The organism is Paenibacillus solisilvae (assembly GCF_042656405.1).
In the GTDB taxonomy this organism is placed as follows: domain Bacteria; phylum Bacillota; class Bacilli; order Paenibacillales; family Paenibacillaceae; genus Paenibacillus_Z; species Paenibacillus_Z solisilvae.
On sequence record NZ_JBHSOW010000041.1, the window covers coordinates 1 to 25,653 of the forward strand.

Annotated in this window: 26 protein-coding genes; 21 read left to right on the plus strand and 5 right to left on the minus strand. The window is 53.8% G+C overall.

Annotation, left to right across the window (positions count from 1 at the left end; all coding sequences use genetic code 11):
- Positions 1–593 precede the first annotated feature (593 nt).
- Positions 594–1,424: a PPK2 family polyphosphate kinase gene (locus tag ACFPYJ_RS11555; protein WP_379188287.1), complete on the minus strand. Its 831-nt coding sequence runs from the start codon at positions 1,422–1,424 to the stop codon at positions 594–596.
- A 126-nt stretch (positions 1,425–1,550) separates the two neighbouring features.
- Between ACFPYJ_RS11555 and ACFPYJ_RS11560 the strand changes: the two genes are divergently transcribed.
- From ACFPYJ_RS11560 to ACFPYJ_RS11600, 9 genes are all read left to right on the plus strand, one after another.
- Complete coding sequence (locus ACFPYJ_RS11560) at positions 1,551–2,120, plus strand: histidine phosphatase family protein (protein WP_379188288.1); 570 nt, start codon at positions 1,551–1,553, stop codon at positions 2,118–2,120.
- On the plus strand, positions 2,111–2,524 hold the full coding sequence (locus tag ACFPYJ_RS11565) for a GNAT family N-acetyltransferase (protein ID WP_379188289.1): 414 nt from the start codon (positions 2,111–2,113) through the stop codon (positions 2,522–2,524). Before ACFPYJ_RS11560 ends, ACFPYJ_RS11565 begins: the two co-directional genes overlap by 10 nt.
- Positions 2,505–2,699 (plus strand): hypothetical protein, encoded by a 195-nt coding sequence (locus ACFPYJ_RS11570; RefSeq protein ID WP_379188290.1) that lies wholly within the window; start codon positions 2,505–2,507, stop codon positions 2,697–2,699. Before ACFPYJ_RS11565 ends, ACFPYJ_RS11570 begins: the two co-directional genes overlap by 20 nt.
- 29 nt (positions 2,700–2,728) lie before the next feature.
- Positions 2,729–3,499: a glycerophosphodiester phosphodiesterase family protein gene (locus ACFPYJ_RS11575; protein ID WP_379188292.1), complete on the plus strand. Its 771-nt coding sequence runs from the start codon at positions 2,729–2,731 to the stop codon at positions 3,497–3,499.
- Between the two features lie 192 nt (positions 3,500–3,691).
- The gene (locus ACFPYJ_RS11580) at positions 3,692–3,907 is read left to right on the plus strand and encodes a hypothetical protein (RefSeq protein WP_379188293.1); all 216 of its coding nucleotides are present in this window, start codon (positions 3,692–3,694) and stop codon (positions 3,905–3,907) included.
- 20 nt (positions 3,908–3,927) lie between these two features.
- On the plus strand, positions 3,928–4,593 hold the full coding sequence (locus ACFPYJ_RS11585) for a hypothetical protein (RefSeq protein ID WP_379188294.1): 666 nt from the start codon (positions 3,928–3,930) through the stop codon (positions 4,591–4,593).
- Positions 4,590–5,786 (plus strand): glutathionylspermidine synthase family protein, encoded by a 1,197-nt coding sequence (locus ACFPYJ_RS11590; protein WP_379188295.1) that lies wholly within the window; start codon positions 4,590–4,592, stop codon positions 5,784–5,786. The genes ACFPYJ_RS11585 and ACFPYJ_RS11590 overlap by 4 nt, the downstream gene beginning before the upstream one ends.
- Entirely contained in the window at positions 5,787–6,407 is a 621-nt protein-coding gene (locus ACFPYJ_RS11595; RefSeq protein ID WP_379188296.1) for a signal peptide protein, read from the plus strand.
- Positions 6,404–6,796 carry a DUF350 domain-containing protein gene (locus tag ACFPYJ_RS11600; RefSeq protein ID WP_379188297.1) on the plus strand — a complete coding sequence of 131 codons (393 nt, stop codon included), beginning with the start codon at positions 6,404–6,406 and terminating at the stop codon, positions 6,794–6,796. Before ACFPYJ_RS11595 ends, ACFPYJ_RS11600 begins: the two co-directional genes overlap by 4 nt.
- Before the next feature lie 80 nt (positions 6,797–6,876).
- Here the strand turns inward: ACFPYJ_RS11600 and ACFPYJ_RS11605 are convergent, their stop codons facing one another.
- Complete coding sequence (locus ACFPYJ_RS11605; protein WP_379188298.1) at positions 6,877–7,383, minus strand: DUF4178 domain-containing protein; 507 nt, start codon at positions 7,381–7,383, stop codon at positions 6,877–6,879.
- Between the two features lie 12 nt (positions 7,384–7,395).
- On the minus strand, positions 7,396–8,070 hold the full coding sequence (locus ACFPYJ_RS11610; RefSeq protein WP_379188299.1) for a PspA/IM30 family protein: 675 nt from the start codon (positions 8,068–8,070) through the stop codon (positions 7,396–7,398).
- A 130-nt stretch (positions 8,071–8,200) separates the two neighbouring features.
- Between ACFPYJ_RS11610 and ACFPYJ_RS11615 the strand changes: the two genes are divergently transcribed.
- The 4 genes from ACFPYJ_RS11615 to ACFPYJ_RS11630 all read left to right on the plus strand — a co-directional run bounded on the left by ACFPYJ_RS11615 (position 8,201) and on the right by ACFPYJ_RS11630 (position 10,501).
- Positions 8,201–9,223, plus strand: a complete 1,023-nt coding sequence (locus ACFPYJ_RS11615; protein WP_379188300.1) for a potassium channel family protein — start codon at positions 8,201–8,203, stop codon at positions 9,221–9,223.
- Positions 9,224–9,449: 226 nt separating this feature from the next.
- Positions 9,450–9,674: a hypothetical protein gene (locus ACFPYJ_RS11620; protein WP_379188301.1), complete on the plus strand. Its 225-nt coding sequence runs from the start codon at positions 9,450–9,452 to the stop codon at positions 9,672–9,674.
- A 30-nt stretch (positions 9,675–9,704) separates the two neighbouring features.
- Positions 9,705–10,100 carry a hypothetical protein gene (locus tag ACFPYJ_RS11625; protein WP_379188302.1) on the plus strand — a complete coding sequence of 132 codons (396 nt, stop codon included), beginning with the start codon at positions 9,705–9,707 and terminating at the stop codon, positions 10,098–10,100.
- Positions 10,101–10,219: 119 nt separating this feature from the next.
- A complete protein-coding gene (locus ACFPYJ_RS11630) occupies positions 10,220–10,501 on the plus strand; it encodes a Dabb family protein (protein WP_379188370.1) in 282 nt (93 codons plus the stop codon).
- Positions 10,502–10,569: 68 nt separating this feature from the next.
- Here the strand turns inward: ACFPYJ_RS11630 and ACFPYJ_RS11635 are convergent, their stop codons facing one another.
- Together ACFPYJ_RS11635 and ACFPYJ_RS11640 are read right to left on the minus strand one after the other, a co-directional pair.
- Complete coding sequence (locus tag ACFPYJ_RS11635; RefSeq protein ID WP_379188303.1) at positions 10,570–11,577, minus strand: electron transfer flavoprotein subunit alpha/FixB family protein; 1,008 nt, start codon at positions 11,575–11,577, stop codon at positions 10,570–10,572.
- Positions 11,578–11,612: 35 nt separating this feature from the next.
- The gene (locus tag ACFPYJ_RS11640) at positions 11,613–12,398 is read right to left on the minus strand and encodes an electron transfer flavoprotein subunit beta/FixA family protein (RefSeq protein ID WP_379188304.1); all 786 of its coding nucleotides are present in this window, start codon (positions 12,396–12,398) and stop codon (positions 11,613–11,615) included.
- A gap of 1,284 nt (positions 12,399–13,682) precedes the next feature.
- Between ACFPYJ_RS11640 and ACFPYJ_RS11645 the strand changes: the two genes are divergently transcribed.
- From ACFPYJ_RS11645 to ACFPYJ_RS11680, 8 genes are all read left to right on the plus strand, one after another.
- Positions 13,683–16,043, plus strand: coding sequence for a (Fe-S)-binding protein (locus tag ACFPYJ_RS11645; protein ID WP_417629233.1), 2,361 nt, complete (start codon positions 13,683–13,685; stop codon positions 16,041–16,043).
- A 6-nt stretch (positions 16,044–16,049) separates the two neighbouring features.
- Positions 16,050–18,470, plus strand: coding sequence for a 3-hydroxyacyl-CoA dehydrogenase/enoyl-CoA hydratase family protein (locus tag ACFPYJ_RS11650; protein ID WP_379188306.1), 2,421 nt, complete (start codon positions 16,050–16,052; stop codon positions 18,468–18,470).
- 91 nt (positions 18,471–18,561) lie between these two features.
- On the plus strand, positions 18,562–19,758 hold the full coding sequence (locus tag ACFPYJ_RS11655; RefSeq protein ID WP_379188307.1) for an acetyl-CoA C-acyltransferase: 1,197 nt from the start codon (positions 18,562–18,564) through the stop codon (positions 19,756–19,758).
- A 1,037-nt stretch (positions 19,759–20,795) separates the two neighbouring features.
- Positions 20,796–22,580, plus strand: a complete 1,785-nt coding sequence (locus ACFPYJ_RS11660; RefSeq protein WP_379188308.1) for an acyl-CoA dehydrogenase family protein — start codon at positions 20,796–20,798, stop codon at positions 22,578–22,580.
- Positions 22,581–22,673: 93 nt separating this feature from the next.
- Positions 22,674–24,419 carry a long-chain-fatty-acid--CoA ligase gene (locus ACFPYJ_RS11665; RefSeq protein WP_379188309.1) on the plus strand — a complete coding sequence of 582 codons (1,746 nt, stop codon included), beginning with the start codon at positions 22,674–22,676 and terminating at the stop codon, positions 24,417–24,419.
- On the plus strand, positions 24,416–24,850 hold the full coding sequence (locus ACFPYJ_RS11670; protein ID WP_379188310.1) for a PaaI family thioesterase: 435 nt from the start codon (positions 24,416–24,418) through the stop codon (positions 24,848–24,850). The genes ACFPYJ_RS11665 and ACFPYJ_RS11670 overlap by 4 nt, the downstream gene beginning before the upstream one ends.
- 116 nt (positions 24,851–24,966) lie before the next feature.
- Positions 24,967–25,173 carry a hypothetical protein gene (locus ACFPYJ_RS11675; RefSeq protein ID WP_379188311.1) on the plus strand — a complete coding sequence of 69 codons (207 nt, stop codon included), beginning with the start codon at positions 24,967–24,969 and terminating at the stop codon, positions 25,171–25,173.
- A gap of 227 nt (positions 25,174–25,400) precedes the next feature.
- Positions 25,401–25,589, plus strand: a complete 189-nt coding sequence (locus ACFPYJ_RS11680; protein ID WP_379188312.1) for a hypothetical protein — start codon at positions 25,401–25,403, stop codon at positions 25,587–25,589.
- Positions 25,590–25,653 lie beyond the last annotated feature (64 nt).

Sequence of the window (25,653 nt, forward strand, 5' to 3'; positions counted from 1 at the left end):
CGAAAAAAGCTATTACGAGCAACTCCAGGTTTCATAAAGTTGTGTCTACTATATTGACATAAGCTCAAATCCGGTGAATTTAACTGGAAAAAACCAGTATAGCTTCGAACATGAGCCACGGCGGGTAAAACAACTGTATAAAATCCAGTATAGGTCCGAGGATTTGCCTAAAATGGAGGCGCATAGAAGTCTCACAAGGGGGCTGCTGCTGCGCATCTAAGCAGAAGTGGCGTCATTGTTTCTGTGTCCTCCTGCAAGTGACCATTGGAATCGAGCGGTTAATCAGCGCGAGTGGTGCAGATACCCGAGCACAAGAGGATGTGAGCAGCTGCAGCTAACATAATCGCTTAAATATATTGGTTAGTTAAAGTAATTAGAGCAGCCTCAGATTGAGATTCAGTCTGAGGCTGCTCTAATTCTTGGGAGTGAAATCGAATCGGTTGGTGACAGCAATAGATGTAGAAGTTACCATTTCATCTGCAAACAAGCTAGCTGCATACTCGTTACTGGCCGCTGCTATCCTCGTTGTCGGCCTCGTTAAGCGCGCTGAACTTCCTCATCGACGCTCCGGATCGGACAGACTAAGGTCGTCGTTACTGGCCGCTGCCACCTTCGGTGTCAGTCTCGTGAAGGGAGCCGAACTTCGTCATATCGACCTCCGGATAGGTCAAATTAAGTTCTTTAATGGCCGCTGTAACGATCTTCAGCGTCAGATAATCGCGAAACCAGCGGTTGTTCGACGGGACGACATACCAGGGATTTCGGCTGGTCGCCGTTGATTTGAACGCATCCTGATAAGCCTTCATGTAATCTTTCCAATAACGGCGCTCTTCCAGATCGCCCGGATCGAACTTCCACAGCTTCTCGGGGTTTTCCATGCGTTCTTTGATTTTACCCAGCTGGAAATCCGGTGATATATGCAGGAATATCTTGATGAGCAGAATTCCACTGTCCGTAAGCAGCTTCTCAAAATGTTGAATATGCTTCAGGCGCTTGTCCGTTTCCTTCTGATCGATCAGCTTATGAACCTTTGTGATCAGAACTTCCTCGTAATAGGATCGGTTGAAGGCCGTGATGAATCCTTTAGGAGGTGTTACCTTATGGGTCCGCCATAAGAAGTCGTGGGCCGCCTCGTCGCTCGTCGGCTGCTTGAAGCTCTCCGCCCGAAAACCCTGCGGATTCAGTCCGGCGAGCACCTTCTTGATAACGCCGTCTTTGCCGCTGCAATCCATACCCTGGAATAGGATCAGGACGCCATTGGTTTTACTGGCATACAGCTTCTCCTGTTCATCCTGAAGCTGCTCTTTCAGCTTATCGAAGAGTTCTTGAACCTCTTCCTTTTCCTTGAAATCAGCGGTATCCTCCGGATCGTACCCGTCCAATGAAACACTTCGTTTATTGTCCAGCCGATAATGTTTGAGCATCGCTGCACCACGCCTCCAATTAAAGAGTATCTAAAGAGTGAATCCCCGTATTTGTTTAGCTTGAACCAGCGGTTCTGTTAAGTCAAGAAATGGATTATAATCATTTACGTTGAGGAGGATACCGCGATGACAACGCAATTATTTATGATTCGCCATGCTGAATCTCTTTATGTATCAGGAGCGGAACGAACTCGGGGATTAACGGAACAAGGACAAGAAGCCGTTCGCCAAGTTACGGCAATCATGAATGAAATCCGCGTAGATGTCGTGGTTTCAAGTCCTTTTGGGAGAGCAATAATGACCGTTCAGGGCATCGCAGATGAGCGGGGGCTTGAGATTCTAACCTTTGAAGGACTGCGTGAGCGGCTGATCACAAGCCCTGAACAGGAAGTGCCTAACGAGGAGCGGCTCGCAGCCATCAAGCGATCCTTCTCTGATCCGGATTTTGCCTACCCCGGCGGGGAGACGACAAGGCAGGCAGCAGAACGGGCGATGCCGGTCATCAAAGATCTGCTCGAGCAGTATCGGGGGCAAACGATCGTGATGGGTACACATGGGAATATGTTGACAATAATCCTCAATCAGTATGACAAGGCATATGATTTTACATTCTGGGAAAGCACAACAATGCCGGATATCTATCGATTGGATTTCCAAGGGAATGTGCTCGCGGGGGTTGAACGGCTGTGGAAATAAACTATAGGCAAATGACGATTGATGACTACGAGGCTTCATTCGCACTATGGTCCAAGACAGAGGGAATGGTTCTTAGCGAGGCGGATTCGAAGTCCGCAATTGCAAGCTATCTGGAGCGCAATCCTGATTTGAGCTTCGTTTGTACGGTGGGTGGGATGCTGCAGGGGACGATTCTATGCGGGCATGACGGCCGTAGGGGATTCATTTACCATGCTGCGGTTAACCCCGAGATGCGTGGGCTGGGCATTGGGAGTAAGCTGGTGGAGCTGAGCTTGAAGCAGCTGCAGCAGGCTGGTATTATGAAATGTCATTTATTCGTTGTCGCAGACAACGAAATCGGCAATCGATTCTGGAAGCGTTCCGGATGGCTGAAACGAGAAGGGATTGCGATTTACTCCAAATAAAATAGAGGCGGTTGATCAGCTTCAGTATGCGGTGGATACGAATAAATCCGTTGCTTGGCCGGAGATCGCGAAAGAATTTAACTCCGTTATTGAAGCGACCATGTATGACGGCAAGGATATTCAATCTTCGTTGGAGAATTTCAAGAAACAAGCGGAACGTATTTTGGCTGGTTAAGAGAGCCGCTGGGAAAGGATGAACGAATCATGATCGATCTTCTTGCCGATTCATCGTCATTAATCGTTGCCGGACATCGGGGATTCAAGGCTGTCTATCCGGAGAATACGCTGCTCGCGTTTGAGAAGGCGCTGGACTTGGGCGTAGATATGCTGGAGTTTGATCTTCGCCTAACCAAGGATAACGCGGTCGTTGTCATTCATGATGAGACCGTAAACCGTACGACGGACGGCGAGGGTCCGGTTAGCGGCTTCACGCTGGCAGAGCTTAAGCAGCTCGATGCAGGCAGCTGGCTTGGAGCGGAGTTTGAAGGGCTGCGCATACCGACTCTCGAAGAGCTCTGTGAGTTTTTGGGCGAATACCCGGGTCTTCTGCTGAATGTTGAAATCAAGCCGAGCAAGCATGCGAAGCAAGTGGCGGACCTTGCGATTGAGACGTTGAAGACCTGCGGTTATCTTGCGCGGTGCGTATTCACCAGCTTCGACGCTTCCATCCTGGCTTATCTTCATGATGAGTATCAAGTGAGGACACAGGGCTTCGAGAGGGAGGCGATGTCGAATTTCGAACCCGGCGAGCAAGGCACCTACTCCAAAATGTGGGCGATTGCATTTCCCATGAATGCGTTAACCGCGGACAAGGTGCAGGCTGCCCGGAACAGAGGGCTTCTTGCCTGGTGTTATTGTCCGGATACAAGCGAGCAGGTCTCTTATGCGCTGGAATGCGGAGTTACGCTGCTGACCTGCAATGATCCGCGTCCTGCGATTGAGGCTTTCGAGGCAGCCGGCAAGGATCTGCAATAAGATAGGTATGAAAAAAGAGCTTCTCCAGTAATATAGGGGGAGCTTATTTCTATTGCCAGGCAGCCGGGGAGCCCGATATAATTTCATGCACTAGTATCACAAATTCTAGTGTATAATGACAGTAATTTGAAACGATACATTCATATTTTCGTATGCAGAGAGTAATTTATTGTAGAGAGGAATGCAAACATCGTGAATAACGGGATGATCGTCATTATGTATGAGAAACAGCCGAATGGCGAATTGAAGCTGATAGATGAACGGACATGGGACGCCAACATGATCGCCTCTTTGCAGCATGTGAATTATTTGCATGTTAGCGGGCAGGAGTACCAAACTATTGAAGGTAAATTGAATGTGGACACTGGGAAGCTGGAACTATTGGTTGTTCCGATGAATAACGACTGATCGAGATGGGAGATTTGGATATGCAACAGGAAGATAAGCCGGAAGAACAGCTTAGGAATAAGCTTTTTACCAAAGATGGAAAGCCGCTGCGCATTCTATCGACCTCGCTCGGCATCGCATTATTGGCGAATGTCGCTCTCATACCGGGGACGGGGAGCGCTGCGGATGAAAGCGGTCCGAAGCTGGTGAAATGGTCCACAGAAGAAGTGAAGCAGTACTATGATCCCGCTATCGATTGGAGTCTTCCCATTAGCGAAGACGGGGAAACGCCGGCAGCCTCCACGCAGACTGAAGGTACAACAGGCACCGGTTCCGGAGGAACAACGATTATTAATACCTCATCCGGCTTCGGATGGGATGATCTCCTACTTTATCATCTGCTGTTCAACAACGGATATTCCTATTCATCCAGATCATGGTCTTCTTCACATCCATCCTATTACCCGAACAGCAGCACCCGATATAAGCCGAAGACCTACTCCAGCGGAGCTTTCCAGAGCAAACCGGTTGCAGGATCGGCTGTAGCTCCCAAAACATCCAGTTCGACGGGTTCCATCACTAGACGATCGACTTCGTCTAAGCCGGGCGGAATTGGCGGCAATTCGAGCGGATTCAGTTCTTCGTCATCTTCATCGAAGTCCTCTTCATCCAGCAGCTCACGTTCATCCGGAGGTTTCGGGGGATGACGACCGGCGTATTCCAGGTGCTTGGAGAGCCGGACCCGGACCGGGCCGGCAGAGTGGAGCAGCTGAGGGAGATGGGGTTTACTTGGGCCGACCTGGAAGATGAAAGCTATTGGATCGACCAAATCGTAGGGCTGCGCCGGGATATATACGAGGAGCTTGAGCGGGCCTCCGGACAGCTCTGGCTCATTCTGGATAAGACTGTACGCTATGTAATCGGCAAGAGGGATTTGTATGATTTAATCGGAATTCCGCATTTATTATGGGACTTAATTGATCAGCTGCCGCTGCCGCCCCAAGGACTTATCAGCCGTTATGCCAGATTTGATTTCTCGATCACGCAAGAGGATCAGATCAAGATGCTGGAGCTCAACGCAGACACGCCAACGGGCTACGTGGAATCTGCGGTTGTAACGCCATGGCTGTGCGGGCTTGCCGATCTTGATTCCCCGAATGCAGAGATGGCGGATTTAGTTGCTGCTGCCTGGGCGGAAGATCAACCGGATACGGCGGCCTGTATCGCTTATGGGACCCATTTGGAGGATTCCGGCACGATTGAAGCCTTGGTCAAACACAGCAGGCTGAATGTCAAATGCGTGGATTGCTTGGACCTTTGGGTAGATGAAGGAATTGTAAAAGAGCAGGACGACCGCATCATTCACCGCTTGTTCGCGCTATATCCGAAAGAATGGATGGCCTATGACGACGGGGGCGAAGCGCTTGCCTATGCTATGGAAACAGGAAATGTACAGCTGTTCAACCCGCTGCACAGCATTCTGCTGCAGTCCAAAGGACTTCAAGCTGCGGCATGGGGCTTATATGAGCTGGGCCTGCTGTTTGATGCAGAGGAGCGGGAGGCCATCGAACGCTACATGCTTCCTACGTATAATAAGCCGGTATTCGAAGGAGACTTTGTATCCAAATCGATGTTTGGACGCGAGGGCGGCTCCGTCAAGCTGTTCGATGACGGAGGTAAGCTTGAGATAGAGGACGATGAAGGCTTCGATACCAGTTCCTTCTTTCCCTTGGTCTATCAGAAGAGAGCCGACTTGGCACGTATCGAAACGGCTGCCGGTGAGCTGCATCTGCTTACGGGGATGTTCGTTATTAACGGAAAGCCATGCGGACTGCTCGGAAGAGCAGGCGGGCAAATAACCGGTAATTCAAGCCATTTTATCGCGGTAGGAGTGTTATAAATGAAAGCTATTAAGTATTTGTTCTGCGCCGCCATGCTCGCTTTATTCCTAAGCGCATGCGCATCGAACCAGCCTTCTGTGTTCAGCACGAGCACAAGCGCGTCCCCGGATTCAGATATCTCCCGGGTACCTTGGGATTACCGGGTCGTGGAAGGTAAAGTTGGCGATATCATCGGCAGCGACATGACGATTCTCCCGGATAACACCCTGGTTCCCAATGACGGCAATTACGCCACGGGTGATGCCGTGTGGACACTGCAGTATATGGACGCCGAGATGACGACGGATGCCAATAACCGCAACCAAATTCAGCTCTCCTCATGGAACACGCTGAAATCCTATAAAGATCAAAAGAGCGCGCAGGCGGATCTGTCTAATTTGAAAATCTCCCTGGAGTCGGAAGTGGATTTAGTCGGGGTATACAAGACCACCAATCAGGGAAAAACCCGTAATTTCGCTGTTCTCACCTTACCTTCGGGCAATCGGATCAAGCAGCCGATCAGTGATGAACGTTATACGGCGTTAGAGAAACAAAAGAAAGTAAAAGTCTTGCTCGAAGAAGTGCATGACTTCGGAGACTATGATTCAGTTTATGCAAAATTCCGGGGGTGGGCTAAATGACAATCGTTATTAATATCGTAGTAAGTGTTGCCGTTATTATCGTACTGCAGCTGCTTGGCATGTTTATCTTCAGTTTGATGACTCCGTTTAAGGATCTGGAGGAGCTAAAGAAGGGCAATACTGCCGTGGGGCTCGCACTCGGCGGGAAGTTCCTCGCGACGGCCATTGTGCTTGGCGTTGCCGCTTATACGAATACCTCGATCTGGTTTATGATGCTGTGGTTCGTTGTCGGGTATGTCATTCTCGTTGCCGCGTATTGGATCTTCGAGCTTGTAACGCCGGGACTCAAAATATCGGAGCATCTGCAAAAGGGCAATGTAGCGGTAGGCATTCTATTATGCTGTGTTTTCATCGGCACAAGCTTTGCAATCAGCAGTCTTATTATCTGATCATACATAAGTCAAAGAGGCTTCCATACCGATTGCCCGGTACGGAAGCCTCTATTTTCGGGGAAGGCAGCTGTTCTTCCTTAACTGCCTCTAATCACTTGTACGTCAGCGGGCAGCACATCTTCGCCCTCATACAGCATAAACCTGCCATCCAGCCATTCAATGCGCAGCAGCTTCATATCATCGGACTGATACTGCCAAACCGATTGCTCGCCGCCGCTCATGAACGGAGTTTTGCCGACGGTGACGATGAACCCGGAATACTGCTCCTCCAAATGGAAGACCCGGTCATCCATTTCGAGCGTCATCGGGACTTCTTCGATGGAATCAAGCCGTCCATCAATCGGTTTGTAGAGGGAGTATACGGTTTGCTCGCGTTCTTCAATCAGCAGGTAGCTGATTGAAGCCCCATCCTGCAACGTCAGAACAACGCTTCTGCGGCGCGCATTCTGCGTACGTCCGATTACCTGGTAGGTGACAAGCGAAACGTCGCATACATCGCCAGGGCCAAGAGTCAGAATGCTGCGCGGCGCTGCAGCAGGCTCCGGCTTGCTCATCATATTCTTAATCCGTTTAAATAGACTCATCGATTAGACATCCTAGTTTGTTTTATCGTATTGCTTGAGCAGGGCAGCCAGCTCATCTTCAACTTTATCGTTCTTCCCGAGTTCAGCGAATTCGTCGTCGAGCGATTTGCCTTTGGAGTTATAAAGCTCGTTGCTTGCTTCGGCCTGTGCTTCCATTTGAAGCATTTTCTCTTCCATGCGCTTCAGTCCCGCAGAAGCGGAATCCGCTCCGAAACCATTTAAGGCTTTGTTGATTTCAGTCTGCGTTTTAGCCGCTTGGTAACGGGCGCTTAACGTTTCGCGTTTGTTCTTGATGTCGGTTAATTGCTTGCGCATATCGCTGAGCTTCTCGCGAAGGTTGTTGGCAAGCAGCTGATTTTGCGAATATGAGGCTTGGTATTCATTCATCTTCTGCTCTGCGCTGTTCTTCTCTTCAAGGGCGCGGCGGGCCAAATCGATGTTTTGTGCTTTCGCTGCCGTATGAGCCTGCTCTGTCCGTTTCTGAACGAGCGCAGCCTGTTCTTCGTAAAGCTGTTTGAATTTCTTCTCCAGCGCGATTTGGGAAGCGACTGCTTTCTCCGCATCTTCCAGATCCTCGGTCATATCCCGGATATACTGATCCGTCAATTTGATCGGATCTTCAGCTTTCTCGATTAGGGCGTACACATTGGAGAGGGTCAGGTCTCTAAGACGTTTAAATATGGACATTTTGTTGCCTCCTGATTATTAGTTTACACATCAATACGCGTGGTGACCGATTCGGTTTCGGTTTCGCTGCGGTCCATAAAAATATCCTATTATAGAAAGTACTAGAATCCAATAGGAAGGAGAGAATAATTTGTATTTTTTTATGAGACTGGTGCTGAAAGCCGTGCGTTTAAGAAAAATGGCGCTCGGCTCAGTTATACTGATCTTCATTCTGGGAAGCGCCAGCATCGCTTACTGGCTGGAGCCTTCTACCTTTCAGACGTGGTTTAATGCCCTGTACTGGGTCTTGACGACAATGGCTACGGTTGGCTATGGGGATTTCTTCGCGAAGACTGTGATCGGAAAACTCTTTACGATTTTCCTCTATATCTTCGGTATCGGTCTGCTGAGCGTCGTCATAGGGAAAATTATCGATTCCGTTGCAGATATACAGAGAAAGAAGGAGGCAGGTCAATTGAAGTTCCAAGGCAAAGACCATATTATCATCATCAATTGGAGCAAGAAGGCACAATATGCGGTTGAAGAAATTCTATCTTATTCACCGGCGCCGAGCATTGTGCTGATTGATGAATCAGACAGGCATCCGCTTGCGCATCAGGATCAAGTGCATTTTATCAGCGGTGATCCGTCTTTGCAGGATGTTCTGGAAAGGGCGAAACTGAAGGAAGCCAGGGCAGCGATTATCTTTGCGGATGCTCGGATCGACGAGCCGGCACTGGTTGATGGGAAGACGCTGCTTATCGCTTCAAGCATCGAGAGATTCGCTCCCAATATCCACACCACGGTGGAGATTACGCAGGATCAGCATGTCCAGAACTTCCAGCATGTAAAGGTGAATGAATTTGTTCTCTCCCATGATGCCATTTCAAGGTTAGCGGTGCGGGCTGCGCTTCAACAAGGAAATTCAGAGGTGTTCAACCAGCTGCTCAGCCGTCAGCATGGCGATGACATCTATGAGATTCCTGTAAAACAGGAGTGGAAGACATACGGGGATGCCTTTCAGGATCTCCTTCTCAGGGGAGCGACGCTCATCTCGGATCGGGGCGACCTCGGGATCAACCGCAAATTGACGACGGCTATTCCAAGTGACGCGAGGCTGTATGCTGTCGCAGATGAAGAGACGTTCCTCAGTCTGACTGGTAAATCCAAGTAATCGGCTCTGCCGATAGGGAAGCAGGCGGAGCATTTCTGCGTCTGCACCGCCGGCTGCTCCCAGCGTACAGTGGGACGGCGATACATAATAGAAGTCAGCTGCACGAAGGTTCATTATTTGTCCATGCGGGGTTTAATAGGCGTTATTTAAGTCTATTAACCTTATATAGAGCCTGCTCAAGGTCAATCGCTAAGGGCGGCTCTGCCGGACAAAGGAGTGATTGTGGATGCGCTTGGTACTGTTATCGATCTGGATTCTATTCGTGATCTACGCTTTTCTGCTTGCGCCGGGAGAGCGTGGGATGGATGATCCTCTTCTGGGGAACATATTTACCTTCCAAATGGATAAGGTTGACCCATCGATCATGATGGTTTTCTATCTGCTCGGTATTTATCCGCTGGCCTTTGCCTGTCTGCTGCTGCCGACGGATGACCGGGAAATTCCTGCCTGACCGTTTGTACTGCTGTCCTTCGGATTCGGAGTGTTTGCGCTGCTGCCTTATTATTGGCTTCATCCGTTCGGGGCGCAAGGGCGAAGCCGCCGTATACCGCGTTTGCTGCTGCGGCTGCTGGTGAGTAGAATAACATTCGTTGTGCTCATGCTGCTCGCAGCCGGGCTGACGATCCAGGGTTTGGCAGCAGGGGATCCCGCCGCCTATTCTGAGGCATACAGCAGTTCGCAGTTTGTGCATGTGATGACGATCGATCTGGGCGTACTGACCTTCTTGGCGGTATACGCAATCTATCAGGATTGCAAGAGACAAGGGAAAGCGGCCGGATACGGGCTCCTGGGTCTGCTGCCGATTCTAGGTTTATTATTTTATGTGTTGAATGATCGCGGGAAGACCGCTAAACTGAGAATAGTAGGACGGGCATGACGGGCATGTAAGATGAAGTGCAGGAAGAAATAGAGCCTGAATGTCAGGCAAGACAAGAAGTAAACAAAATAAGCAAAAGTATAATGGAGGTTGACTTAGTGAGCACATCGATACAGCATATGGTTATTTTCTGTTTAAAGCATGCCGTGGGTTCTGCGGAAGCCAATCAATTCCTGGCGGATGGTCAGCGGTTATTGACATCGATTCCAGTGGTCAAGAACTTCAAGGTGTTCGATCAGGTGAGTCCCAAAAATGATTATGACTACGGATTCTCGATGGAATTCGCGGATCAAGCGGAGTATGACGCTTATAATGTTCACCCTGTACACGTCGATTTCGTCGAGGGACGCTGGGTTCCGGAAGTAAGCCGGTTCTTGGAGATTGATTTTAAAGGCCATTAATCCAAAAGGAAAAGGGCGGCTGGGGACGGTTTCAAAGCTCCGTTGCTCAGCTGCCCTAATTAATGTGATTAAGCAAGAATACGCTGGAACTGCTCGGTCAGCCGGGGCACGACCTCGAATAGATCCCCGACGATTCCATAATCGGCTACGCCGAAAATGGGGGCGTCGGGGTCTTTGTTGATCGCTACGATGACACGGGACTGACTCATCCCTGCAAGGTGCTGGATGGCTCCGCTAATCCCGCAGGCGATGTAGAGCTTGGGGGTCACCGTCTTGCCGGTCTGCCCGATTTGCAGGGCGTAATCGCAGTAGCCGGCATCGCAAGCACCGCGCGAGGCGCCGACTGCGCCGCCCAGCACCTGGGCGAGCGCTTCGAGGGGCGCGAAGCCCTCCGCGCTGCGAACGCCTCGGCCGCCGGCGACGATGATGTCCGCCTCGGCGAGATCCGCCCGTCCGCTGGCTTTGCCAACGATGCTGCGGACGGTGGTCCATAAGGCCGGCGCGGTGTAGGGCAGCGCCGATATCGTGCCTTCGCTGCCGGATGGAACCGGCTCCGCGACGGGCAGATTGTTGGGGCGCACCGTTACAATCCACGGTGCGCCCGGGAGAAAGCGCAGCCGCTCGAACGCCTTGCCGGCGTAGAGCGGGCGGGTGAAGATCGCGTCGCCGCCGCCATCGGTAATTTCGATGGCGGTGACATCCGCGACGTGGCCGCCATGCAGCGCGGCGGCCACGCGGGGCGCGAGCTCGCGCCCCGCTGCGGTGTGGCCGAGCACAATGATGCTCGGCTGCACCGCGGCCGCGGCCGCGCCGATTGCGGCGGCGAATGCCTCCGGCGCGAAGCGCGCAAGGGCGGGGTCGTCGATGACGTGGACGACCCCTGCCCCCCGGGCGGCGAGCTCGGCGGCCGCCTCGGCCAGCGCGGCCGCCGGCCCGCTGCCGGCAAGGACGGCGTGCACAGCGCCGTCCCCGGCTAACCGCCGGGCGGCGCCAAGCGCTTCCAGCGCAACGCGCCGCAGCTTCCCGTCCGCGCACTCGGCATACACGAGTGCGGTCCGATTGAGAGTATCGCTCATCTCTTCTCAGTCCTCCTTCGAATGAGATATCCGCTTCAGAACAGCTTCGCTTCGCTCTGCAGCAGCTCCGCGAGCGCTGCGGCCTGTTCGCTCGGCGTGCCGGCGAGCTTCTTGCCTGCTGCCCGCGCTGGCGGTGCGGCCAAGGAAACCCGCTCCGTCCGCGGCGCCAAGTCGCTCTCTGCGAGCTGGAGCTCAGCAACGGATACTTGCCGCAGCGGTTTGCGCTTGGCCTTCATAATGCCGGGCAGGGAAGGATAGCGCGGTTCATTCAGTCCTTGCTGGGCAGTCACCAGTGCAGGAAGGGGTATTTCTACCGTTTCCACGCCCCACTCCGTATCCCGTTCCACAACGGCAGTGCTCCCGCCATTTGCACCGCCGGTTTGAATTTCCAGCTTCACCGCGGCTGCTGCATGAGGCAGTCCCAGCCTCTCAGCGATTTGAAGCGCAACGCTTCCGGCACCCCGGTCAATGGCAAACAGCCCGGCCAACAAGAGGTTTGGCTGAAGCTGATCAACAACAGCAGCGAGTGCAGCCGCAATCGCGTGACCATCCTCCGGCAGCCCTTCATTGGAGAGCAGCACCGCTTCGTCTGCACCCATCGCCAGCGCCGTCCGCAAAGCTTCGGCAGCTCTCTCCGGTCCGCAGGAGAGAACGGTCACGTTCCCGCCATGCGCCTCGCGTATACGAAGCGCCTCTTCAAGCGCGTATTCGTCATAGGGATTAATAATGAATTTCACGCTTTGCTCCGCAACAGCCCCGTTTACCAGCTCGACTTTTTCCTCCGTATCAAACGTCTGCTTAAGTAAAACCACAATATTCACGTTAACACCTCCAATGCTGCGCCGAAGATCAGCTCCGGCACTAAGGGGTAGATTGATGATGATGCCAAGCACAGAGAGTTCAAAACCTAAACATATGGGAATAACGATTAGCGAGTTTACGAGCAGATTGAAAGGGAAGATCTGCAGAATTTGAGTTAAAACTCCCACGTCAGTATGACGGTTTAACCGACTTTGGTGCGAAGCACCATGAGAACAAAAAGCCTCAAACCCGGAGCTAATCCGGGTTAAAGCGCACTAAAAACCGTACCGCGGAGGATTTGAGGTTTGAGCGACTTTGGTGCGGAGCACCACGGGAGCAAAAAGCCTCAAAACCAGAGCCAATCCCGGTTTGCACGCACTTAAAAACCGACCACGGAGTTGTTGAGGATTTAAGCGACTTTGGTGCCGAAGCGCCATAAGAGCAAGAGCTCCCAAACCGGAGGCAATCCGGTTTGCACGCACTAAAAACCTGCCGCGGAGGTTTTGAGGGTTTGGCGACTTTGGTGCGGAGCACCACGGGAGCAAAACCCCAAAACCGGAGCCCCACGGGAGCAAAAAGCCTCAAACCCGGAGCCAATCCCGGTTTGCACGCACTTAAAAACCGACCACGGAGGTATTGAGGGTTTAAGCGACTTTGGTGCCGAAGCGCCACAAGAGCAAGAGCTCCCAAACCGGAAACAACCCGGTTTGTTCTGCACGCACTAAAAACCTGCCGCGGAGGTTTTGAGGGTTTGGCGACTTTGGTGCGGAGCACCACGGGAGCAAAACCCCAAAACCGGAGCCCGGTGCCCCTCACCATAAATATGTCCACTCCCCCAAAAATAGACCCCATCCATCGCCTGTTCGCATGTTCACGCAAGCGCGGACATATACTTAACCACTGCGCATTTTTGTAAGCGCTTATCGGCTTGTCCCTAAGGAAACAGCTTCATTTCCCGAGGCTGCTCTCCATCCATAAGGTCTCATTTCGGCGTAGATAGGGGGATTTGCGTGGAGTCGTTAGATGCACATCAGATTGCACAGCTGGCGCAATGGATTATTTTTGCAGGGATGACGGCGGCGGCCTTGATTATGTTTGGCATGGCGGTCAGCAGACGGGTAGGCTATATCCGGCTTGGCCGAAGCACGGATACCGGCAATGGAAGATCCGCAGGTTCGCATCACGATCCGGAACTGGATGAAGAGGACAGCGATGAATTTCTACACCTCTCCTCGGCTCCCGCCTCCGCCAAACGGCCGAATATGGAGCATATCCGCCGGATCGTCACACTGTCCACACGAGATATGAATGTCCGCAGAGCCTTGGGATGGCTGGTTCATGTCTTCGGGCATCGGAAGCTGCTGAAGGATATTCGCAGCGGCATCCTGCATTTGGTGCTCTTTTATGGCTTTATCGTACTGCAGTTCGGTGCCGCAGACATCATCTGGAAGGGGCTTAGCGGAAATGCCCTTCCTTTGCCCGCCTATCAGGACTTCATCCGAATCCAAGAAATAACCGTCGTCCTCGTGCTGCTTGCCATCATCTACGCAGGCATCCGCAGGTATGTGGAAAAGCTGGCGAGACTGAAGCGGGGGTGGAAACCGTCCATTGTGCTCTGGTTTATCGGCGGGCTGATGATCACGGTGTTGTTCACGCAGGCATTCGATCATTTGAAAGAAGGTTCAAACGCACAGCCTGCTCCAGCTGCCGCACAACATAACAGCCAAGATTCACCGATCTTCCTCCATCCGAAGAATACAGCGGTCAACAACATAACGATATTAGGGCTTGGAGGTTCATCGCAATCGCCCTATTTGATCACAGGGCAGTCCGCCATTCCGGGCGCCTGGGAGGTGCTCTACCGGTTCGCAATCTACAAAGCGCAGCTGCTGACTGCCGGGTCCATATCCGATTCCCAGACACAGGCAGATTCGCTGTATGTGAATTACGCGCCATTCTCCTCCGGAATAGCCGAAGGCATGCGGGAGTTAGGGGTGCCGGGGGGTGCCGCTGAAGTCGGATATGAAATATGCTGGTGGCTGCATTATGCCATTCTGCTTGCTTTTCTCGTCTATGTGCCGCAGTCGAAGCATTTTCATATCTTCACTGCACCGGTCAATCTCTGGCTTCGCCGCCGCTTGCCGCCCGGCAAGCTTGCTCCGCTTGATCTGGAGGATGAGAATGCGGAATTCTTTGGCGTCGGTGCTATTGAGCAGTTTACCCGGAAGCAGCTGATCGATCTCTACGCCTGCGTGGAATGCGGTCGCTGCACGAATGTATGCCCGGCATCGAATACCGGCAAGCTGCTCTCACCGATGCATTTGATCATGAAGCTGCGTGACCATTTGACAGAGAAGGGTGCAGCAATTACATCTCGGTCACCATGGGTTCCGGCCTTTTCCGGCGGTTCGCAGCAGGAGGGCGCACATGTGATGGGCGGTGCTATGCCGGTATGGGTGAACCATCATTCAGCTGATGGATCGGAGGAGGAGCAGACGTCGATCGAACCTACGATGACGGCCCAGAAGCATGCTTGGCAGCTGCGGCAGGATACCTCCATCTACGATGCAGCGCTAATCGGCGATGTGATGACGGAATCTGAGCTTTGGGCATGTACAACCTGCCGCAGCTGTGAGGAGCAATGTCCGGTTGGCAATGAGCATGTTGACAAAATCATCGATATGCGGCGGTATCTCGTCTTAACCGAAGGACGCTTGCCGGCAGAGGGTCAGCGTGCTCTGCAAAATATTGAACGCCAGGGCAATCCCTGGGGGCTGCCGCGGGCAGAACGCGCAGCATGGCTGTCTGCTTATGAGGCCTCAACGGCACTGCTTCGTCCCGATGAACCGATAACATCCATTCGAACGATGAAGGACGCGGCGCGCCTGGGCGAGAAACCGGAGCTGCTGCTGTGGGCAGGAACCATGGGGGCCTATGATCAGCGAAGCCGGCGTGTCTTGTTTGCTCTGGTCCGATTGCTGCAGCAGGCGGGTGTGCTGTTCGCGGTTCTTGGCGCAGAGGAGCGCAATTCCGGGGATACGGCGAGAAGGATGGGCAATGAGCTGCTGTTTCAAACCTTATGTGCGGAGAATATCGCGACCCTCCAGCGCTACGGGATACGGCGAATTGTCACCATTTGCCCGCATACCTTCAATGCGCTGAAGAATGAATATCCCGATTTTGGCCTCGATGCTTCTGCCGTTACGGTGGAGCATCACACGACTTTGCTTGACCGGCTCGTAGCCGAAGGAAAGCTGCAGCCGGTTCACCGGGTAGAGGAGCGCGTAGTCTATCATGATTCCTGCTACCTTGGCCGCTATAACGGCATTTATGATGCGCCCCGTAATCTGCTGCGTTCTATCCCGGGCGTTAAACTGCTGGAGATGGAGCGGTCCCGTCAGAATGGGATGTGCTGCGGAGCAGGCGGCGGCCTCATGTGGATGGAGGAGCGGAGCGGGATGCGCGTGAATGAAGCCAGAGTATCCCAGGCGCTGGCAGCCGCTCCAACCGTGATTGGCTCGGCCTGCCCTTACTGCCTGACGATGATGGAGGATGGGGTGAAGCTCCTTGAAGCGGAAGATGCCGTACAGGCAAGAGACGTTGCCGAGCTGCTGGCGGAAAGTGTATTTGGCCGAAATGAATCTACCTTATTGGAGAAGGAGTGAGCGTTTGTGGGAGCAATAACGCCATTTAAGCCGGTTCGCCGCGCGGCCGTCATCGGCTCTGGGGTTATGGGGGCTGGCATTGCTGCTCATCTGGCAAATGCGGGCCTGCAGGTTCTGCTGCTTGATGTCGCTGCGGATTCACTCACAGCGGAAGAGATGAAGCAGGGGCTGACGCTCGAAGATGCTAAGGTCCGTAACCGTGCGGCCTTAGGAAGCCTCGCCCGATTGGCGGTGCAGCAGCCTCCGGCGCTGTATGAGGCAGCGTTTGCGAAGCGTATTACAGCGGGCAATCTGGAGGATGATTTGGCGAAGCTGAGCCAGGTTGACTGGATTGTAGAAGTTGTAGTGGAGCGGCTGGATGTGAAGCGTCAGGTGCTTGCCCGGATCGAATCCGTATGGAAGCCGGGGACAATAGTGTCGACGAACACATCCGGGCTTTCGGTTGCGGCGATGGCGGAGGGGCGGAGCGATGCTTTCCGAAAACATTTTGCAGCGGCTCATTTCTTTAATCCGCCCCGGCATATGAAGCTGGTGGAGGTGGTGCCCGGGCCCGATACCGATGCGGGGGTGCTGGCAAGGCTTACCTCCGTCTGTGAGCAGCAGCTTGGGAAAGGTGTCGTCCTTGCCAAGGATACACCGAATTTTATCGCCAACCGAATTGGCTGTTACGGGATGATCTTGACCATTGAGGCGATGCGGCAGCACGGCTTAACCGTCGATGAGGTTGATGCGCTGACGGGGCCGGCGATGGGCAGGCCGAAGACGGCGACCTTTCGCATGATGGATATGGTTGGAATCGACACCCTTCTGCATGTCGTCGATAACGTTCGGGAGCGAAGCGAGGATGCCGAGGATCAGCAGGCTTTTGCGAGACCTCCGGAGCTTACGGCGCTTCTGGGTCGAAAGTGGCTGGGCGAGAAGAGCGGGCAGGGCTTTTATCGCAAAATAAAACGTCCGGGCGGCGGCAGCGATATTGAGACGCTGGACCTGCAGACGATGACCTACGCGCCGAAGCGTAGCGCGGCCTCGCCGGTCATTGAAGCCGCCAAGGCAGCCAAGGGTGCCGAAGCAAAAATTAAGGCGCTGCTGTTCACCGATGTGAATGATCGCTATGCGAAATTTGCTTGGACTACGCTCAAGGCTACCCTGCTCTATTCTGCTAAGCAGCTTGGCGTCATTGCGGATACTCCGCTCGCTATCGACCGCGCGCTCGTATGGGGCTTTAACTGGGAGCTTGGACCCTTTGAGCTCTGGGATGCGATTGGTCTGGAACGCTCCGTGAAACGGATGAAAGCTGAGGGCGATGCCGTGCCGGAATGGGTTGAAGCATGGCTTGCGGCGGGCAACACCTCCTTTTATCGAACAGAGGGGGACCGGCGTTATTATTCGTATCGCGGCGAATATGTGGAGCAGGAGACCCAGCCGGACACCCTTTCTCTATCGGCGCTTAAGAACGCCGGCAAGAAGGTGCTTGGGAATACGGGTGCGTCGTTGATCGACATCGGCGGGGACATCGTTTGTTTGGAATTTCATTCCCCCAACAATGCGATAGGCGGAGACATCCTATCGGCAATCCGGCAAAGCGCCGAGGAGGTCAGCCGTAACTGGCGGGGGCTGGTCATTGCCAACGAAGGCCGCCACTTCTGCGTCGGAGCCAATTTATTCATGCTGTTAATGGAAGCGCAGAATGGCGATTTCGATGAAATCGACGACATTATCCGGCTGTTTCAAAGCAGTATGCTGCAGCTCAAAAAGCTCGACCGGCCGGTCGTTGCAGCACCTCACCGGATGACGCTCGGCGGAGGCGTTGAGGCCTGCTTGCCGGCCGACCGGATTGTATTCACGGCGGAAACCTACTACGGGCTTGTCGAGACCGGGGTCGGATTAATTCCGGCCGGCGGCGGCTGCAAGGAGGCCGCGGCGCTCGCGGCGGACCGAACTGCGGCAGGCGGGGAGATTCAGCCGCAGCTGAACACCCTGTTCGAGTCGATTGCAATGGCCAAGACTTCGACAAGCGGTTATGACGTACAGCGCATTGGCTTCAGGCGCCCGCAGGATGTGGCGATCATTCGCGGTGAGTCGCGTATCGCGGAGGCAAAGCGACTTGCGCTTGAGCTTGACCGGGCCGGATACATCCCGCCTCCGGCCGAGGCTCGTATCCGCGTGGCGGGGCGCGAAGGGCGCGCGGTGCTGCAGCTTGGCGTGGAGGCGATACGCCTGAGCGGACAGATCAGTGCGCATGATGTGCGCATCGGCCGGAAGCTGGCGCATGTCTTGGCTGGAGGAGATGCACCGCCGGGGGCGGAGGTCAGCGAGCAGTATCTGCTTGATTTGGAGCGTGAAGCATTCCTAAGCCTGATCGGTGAACCGCTGACACAGGCACGCATGCAGCATATGCTCGCTACCGGGAAGCCGCTGCGCAACTAGTAAAGTGGAGAATGAAAGTCATGCTTCAATCAGCGGCTTCGTCCAGAAGACAATTATTGTATAACCAAACCAAATAAGGAGGTGATCGCTCATGGCTGCAGCAAACAATCAACGCGATGCCGTCATCGTAGCGGCGGTTCGAACGGCCGTCGGCAAGGCTAAGAAAGGAAGCCTTGCCGATACGCGCGCCGAGGACCTTGGCCGGGCGGTATTTCGAGCTGCGATCGGGCGCGTTCCGGGACTTAGGCAGGAAGAGATCGAAGATGTCATTATTGGCTGTGCGATGCCGGAGGGCGAGCAGGGGCTTAACTTTGCCCGTATCATGACGCTGTATGCAGGGTTTCCGGTTACGACACCGGCTGTAACGGTTAACCGGTTCTGTGCTTCAGGATTGCAGGCAATCGCTTATGCAGCGGAACGAATTCGCCTTGGCGAAGCAGATGTTGTGCTTGCGGGAGGCGTCGAGACCATGAGTCATGTGCCGATGTCGGGGTTCAAGCTGTCCCCTCATCCTGGCATTGCAGACGCTATGCCGGAGGTGTACATGGGAATGGGCCACACGGCGGAGGAAGTGGCCAGACGTTATGGGATTAGCCGGGAGGCTCAGGATGCTTTTGCCGCGAGCAGCCACAGCAAAGCCGCGGAGGCCATCGCATCCGGAAGGTTTAAAGGTGAAATCGTTCCGCTGCAGGTAAGCCGCGAGGGTGTCGATGACAACGGCAGACCTTGGGCGCGCAATTTTGTATTTGATACCGACGAGGGCGTCCGACCCGATACGACGACTGATATTCTGGCGAAGCTCAAGCCTTCCTTTGCCAGAGAGGGAACCGTCACGGCAGGCAACACCTCGCAGATGAGCGACGGTGCGGCGGCGGTTATCGTTATGAGCCGGGCGCGCGCCGAAGAACTGGGGATAAAGCCGCTCGCCGTCTTCCGTTCCTTCAGCGTAGCCGGCGTAGCGCCCGAGGTGATGGGAATCGGGCCGATCGAAGCCATTCCCAAAGCATTGAAGCGGGCAGGCATCCCGCAGGATCAGGTTGATTTATTTGAGATCAATGAAGCCTTCGCGGCCCAATGTCTCCCGATCATCAACGAGCTCCAAATCGATCCGTCGCGGGTAAACGTAAACGGCGGCGCGATCGCCCTCGGCCATCCGCTTGGCTGTACGGGAGCGAAGCTGACTGTCTCTCTCATCCATGAACTTCAGCGCCGCGGCGGCGGCACGGGCGTAGTCTCCATGTGCGTAGGCGGCGGCATGGGCGCCGCCGGCGTCATTGAAGTCTTGTAACAAGTCATCAGCGGTTGAGCGCCTCAGGTACGAAGTAACACGGAGTGTGAATCGCCAATGTTGGCAGTGATTGCGGCGCACAAGAACGACTCTGGCACATAGTACCAAGCAGCCCTAGTCGCCAGTGTTTCGGCGCATTAGAGCGACTTTGGTGCACGGCACCACGGAGCGTGAATCGCCAATGTTTTTCAGTGGTTTTACGGCGCACAAGAGCGACTCTGGTACATAGTACCAAGCAGCGCTAGTCGCCAATGTTTAGTTGTGGTTGCGGCGCATTAGAGCGACTTTGGTGCACAGCACCACGGAGCGTGAATCGCCAATGTTTTTCAGTGGTTCGGCGCATTAGAGCGACTTTGGTGCACGGCACCACGGAGTGTGAATCGCCAATGTTGGCAGTGATTGCGGCGCACAAGAGCGACTCTGGTACATAGTACCAAGCAGCCCTAGTCGCCAGTGTTTAGTTGTGGTTGTGGCGCATTAGAGCGACTTTGGTGCACAGCACCACGGAGCGCGAATCGCCAATGTTTAGCAGTGGTTCGGCGCATTAGAGCGACTTTGGTGCACAGCACCACGGAGCGTGAATCGCCAATGTTTTTCAGTGGTTCGGCGCATTAGAGCGACTTTGGTGCACAGCACCACGGAGTGCAAATCGCCAATGTTTAGCAGTGGTTCGGCGCATTAGAGCGACTTTGGTGCACAGCACCACGGAGCGTGAATCGCCAATGTTTTTCAGTGGTTCGGCGCATTAGAGCGACTTTGGTGCACGGCACCACGGAGCGCGAATCGCCAATGTTTTTCAGTGGTTTTACGGCGCACAAGAGCGACTCTGGTACAAAGTACCAAGCAGCCCTAGTCGCCAATGTTTAGTTGTGTTTCCCAGTGCACGCCTGAGCGAGTCTGGTACACAAAGTACCAGGCAGCGCTAGCCGCAATTATTCTTTTACTGCTGCGAAGGTTTTGCGAATTTGTGCGACTTTGGTACGGAGTACCACGGGAGCACAAATCGCAAAACCGGAGCCGAGGAGGACAAACAAAACATGACACAAACACAACGATGGGGCGGCCGGTTTGTGGTTGAGGATATGTCGCCGGAAGCTATGGTTACGCCAGAGGATTTTACCGAAGAACAGCGGATGATTGAGAGCGCGGCACGGGCCTTCCTGGCGGGTGAAATTCGCCCCCGCGATGCCGAGATCGAGTCGCTGAATTATGAATTGACCGTAGAGTTAATGCGAAGTGCGGGAGAGCTTGGTCTGCTCGGCGCTGACGTTCCGGAAGCCTATGGAGGGCTGGGCCTTGACAAAGTGAGCTCGACACTGCTCGCAGAGACGCTTGCCGAAGCCTCCTCTTTCGCGCTGTCCATCGGCGCCCATGTAGGAATCGGCACGCTGCCGATCGTGTTCTTCGGAACGCCCGAGCAGAAGCAGCGGTACCTGCCGGATCTTGCCACGGGCCAGAAGATTGCAGCGTATTGCCTGACTGAGCCGGCATCCGGCTCGGACGCTCTGGGTGCGAGAACGACGGCTAGGCTGTCGCCGGACGGCAAGCATTACGTCCTCAGCGGCTCCAAGATTTATATAACGAACGCAGGCTTTGCCGATGTGTTTATCGTCTATGCGAAAGTGGATGGCGAGCATTTCACGGCCTTCATCGTGGAGCGCGGCTTGCCCGGCTTCAGCATTGGACCCGAGGAGCACAAGATGGGCATCAAGGGCTCATCGACTTGTCCGATATATTTTGACGATACACCGGTGCCGGTAGAGAACGTCCTTGGCCAAGTCGGCAAAGGGCATCTCATCGCCTTTAATATCCTGAACATCGGCCGCTTCAAACTGGCTGCCGCCTGTGTGGGCAGTGCCAAAGAAACGATTGCCCTCGCCGCGAAATATGGCAGCACGCGGAAGCAGTTTGGCCGGGCGATCTCCTCGTTTCCGCTCATTGGAGCGAAGCTCGCGGATATGAACATCGTGACTTATGTGATGGAGAGCATGGTTTACCGCACCGCGGGATGGTTCGATGACATGCTGCGAAATGTCGAAGCGGAGGCGGGGAACGCGGGTTCGGACGCAGCCAAAGCGATCAGCGAATATGCGCTGGAATGCTCCATTCTCAAAGTATTCGCAACCGAAGCGCTCGCTTTCGTTGCCGATGAGGGCGTTCAGATTCATGGAGGCTACGGCTATATCCGCGAGTACAAAATAGAACGGATTTACCGCGATTGCCGCATCAATCGTATTTTTGAAGGCACCAATGAGATCAACCGGCTGCTTATTCCAGGAACGCTGATGAAGAAGGCGCTCAAAGGCGAGCTCCCGCTGCTGCGCAAAGCCCGCTCCTTGCAGGCTGAATTGCTGCAGCCGCTGCCGCTGCCTTCCTTCGACGAGCCGCTGGCCAAGGAGACCTTCCGCATTCAGCAGAGCAAGAAAATCTTCCTTGCCGTCGGCGGTTTAGCCGTTCAGAAGTACGGCCTTGCACTCGAGCAGCAGCAGGAGGTTCTGGCTCTGCTGGCCGATATGATGATCCAGATTTTCGCCATGGAAAGCGCCAGTCTTCGAACGCGTAAAATGCTTCTGAATGATTCATCGGCTTCAAACGCGAAGACGCAAAATGCCATCGAAATGACCGTTATTTTCGTGCAGGAAGCGATGGAGAGAGTGGAGCGTTATGCCAGAACAGCGCTCTCCGCCATTGAAGAAGGCGATTCGCTGCAAACCCAATTATCAATTCTCAAGAAGCTGACCCGCTCGCCCGCAGTAGACACGGTGGCCCTCAAGCGGAACGTCGCCTCGCGCATAATCCGCAGCGAGCAGTACACCTTGTAGCAGATGCGGCTGTTATTGGCAGCCAGGCGGCAGTAAAGACGCCTCTTGCGGCTGAAGGAACATGGCCCACCGGGCATAAGAGGAGTTGAGGAGATGGAACAAGCGAAGGATAGTCCTTGGCATCGCCATTACCCGCTAGAGGTTGCTCCCTCAGTTGATGTTCCGAACCACAACGCTGCGGATTTCTTGCTTCAATCCGCAGCGCGTTTCCCGGATCATGAAGCGCTGCTCTTCTTCGGCAAAAAAACGACTTACCGCCAGCTGCTTGCCTCCGCTCACCGGATGGCCGGCGGACTGCAGACGACCGGTATAGGCAAGGGCGATCGTGTTGCGATTATGCTGCCGAACTGTCCGCAGGCTGTTATCGCTTATTACGGGGTGCTGCTTGCAGGCGGTGTGGTTGTCATGACGAATCCGCTGTATGTCGAGCGCGAATTGGAGCATCAGCTTCGCGATTGCGGTGCGCGCGCGATTATTACACTCGATCTGCTCTATCCGAAACTGGCCAGAGTGAGAGGGGATTCCCCGGAGCAGGGTCCGCTGCCGATGCTTCAGCAGGTCATTGTCACCACCGTGCAGGATGCGCTCCCTTTTCCGAAAAATTTGCTTTATCCCATTAAACAACGCCGTGCCGGCCATAATCCGGCTGTTCCCTATGGCCCTCATGGCGTCTTGTCACTCCATACCTTTCTTGCAAAAGGACCTGCCCTGCCTGCTGAGGTTGCCATCGATCCGGCTAAGGATGCCGCTCTGCTGCAGTATACCGGGGGCACAACCGGTCTGCCCAAGGGCGTCATTCTCACGCACCGGAATCTGGTCGCCAATACGATGCAGATGGCTGCCTGGTGCTACAAAATGAAGGATGGGGCGGAGCGTTTCCTGGCTGCACTGCCCTTGTTTCATGTCTTCGGCCTGACGGTGCTTATGAATCAGTCGGTCATGCGGGCAGGGACGCTTATCCTGCTTCCGCGTTTTGAGGTGAAAGCCGTTCTTCAAGCGATTCGCAAGCAGAAACCGACTGTCTTTCCCGGGGCCCCGACCATGTATATCGCCCTGCTGAATCATCCCGATGTGAATAAATACGATCTATCCTCCATAAACATTTGTGTTAGCGGTTCGGCGCCGCTGCCTCTCGACGTTCAGACGAAGTTCGAGGCTCTGACAGGCGGACGGCTAATTGAAGGCTACGGTCTAACCGAAGCGGCTCCCGTTGCCCATGCGAACCCCATTTGGACCAAACGCAAAATCGGATCCGTCGGTATTCCGCTGCCCGGTACGCAGGCGCGGATCATTGACCTGGAGACAGGGGATGCCCTTCCCTCAGGGAAAGTCGGAGAGCTTCAAATCCGCGGCCCGCAGGTCATGATCGGGTACTGGAACCGGCCGGAGGAAACGGAAGCTGTGCTGCAGGACGGCTGGCTTCGTACGGGAGATTTGGCTGTAATGGATCAGGACGGCTTCTTCACGATTGTTGACCGGATGAAGGATGTGATCATTGCCGGAGGCTATAATGTGTATCCGCGGGAGATTGAGGAGGTGCTCTACGAGCATCCGGCGATCCGCGAGGCATCTGTCCTCGGCGTGAAGGATTCTTATCGGGGGGAGACGGTCAAAGCGTTCATTGTGCTGCGCAAGGAATGGAATGTTTCCCGGGAGCAGCTGGATATCTGGTGCCGGGCACGCCTTGCCGCGTATAAGGTGCCCCATCTGTATGAGTTTCGGGATGAGCTTCCAATGTCGATGATCGGTAAGGTGCTTCGCCGCAAGCTTCAGGAGGAGGAGGCAGCCAAAGAGAAAGATAAGGAGGAGCCAAAGGGCCCTAAGGAGGAGAAACCATGACGGAAGAAAGGTCAAACCGGCAGATGAATTCACAAGCAGAGGCGTTATTGCAGCTGGCGGAAGCGGCCAAATCTACGTTTTGGGGTTACTTAGGCTGTGAAATTGTCCATTTGGAGCAAGAAAAAGTCACAATTTCGCTGGATGCTCAGCCGCATCATCTGAATTTGCTTAACCTCATCCACGGCGGTGTGCTGGCATCGCTGCTGGATAATGCAATGGGGCTTGTCGTTTTGCAGCTTTGTCCGGATGAGAAGACCGTGACAGCTTACATGAACATTCATTATTTGAAAAGCAGCGGAGTCGGCATATTGACCTGCGATGCGGAGCTCATCCACCGGTCGAAGCGAACACTCACGACTCAAAGCCGGATTTACGGCGATGATGGCGAGCTTTTGGCATGGGGAAGCGGTTCGTATAGAATAGTAAAGTAATTGTAATATGTTACATTTTTGTAGAGGAAGTCCACCGCATTGAAAGCGTTCTCCATATCCCCTATAATTAGCCTATATATGGAAAAAAGATGCCCGGGTGAAAGGAGAGCGTAAGTGTGGTGAATCCGTGGATTACGACTGTAGTGATTGTTTTTGGCATTATCGTCGCAATTGTCGGTGTTATCGCTTATTTGCGGATGTATAAAAGCAGTGCGTGGTCAGCCACCCGTCCGGATCAAGAGGAGCCTCCGATTATGGAGCTTTTTTCTTCCAGTGAGCAGACATCGGCAGGGTTAAACTCGACAAATAATGACACAAATTAGACCTTGTAGGAAATTATAGGCGGTGTTCGCTTTTATATCGTTGTCAGAAATGTTATAATTGATTGATAAATGAAACAATTTGATTTCATACCGACCATGAGTTCGCCGTAAATCAGCCGGAACGTTCGATACAGATGATGGGTACCAGCCGCGGATAATTTCATCGCCGCGTGCACTCTCGTACATGGATTGTTAGAACCACCAACCGATGATATGGAGGGGATTTCATGGCGAAACGCAGCCACAATGAAGTCAAAGAAAGCCTCAGGGAATTAACTCGAATTTTTCAACCCAAAGACTCTCGGAAATTCGTCAAGGATTACATCCGTAAGTACAGAATTATGGGTGGGTATGAAGATGAGCTGATTATGCTCGTCGATCACGAGATGGGGAGACTGCGTTCTTCCGTAAGCTAATAACGATTAAATATCTTGCCTTGCCCGATTATTAGGGACAAGGCTTTTTTGTTTGTTCAGACCG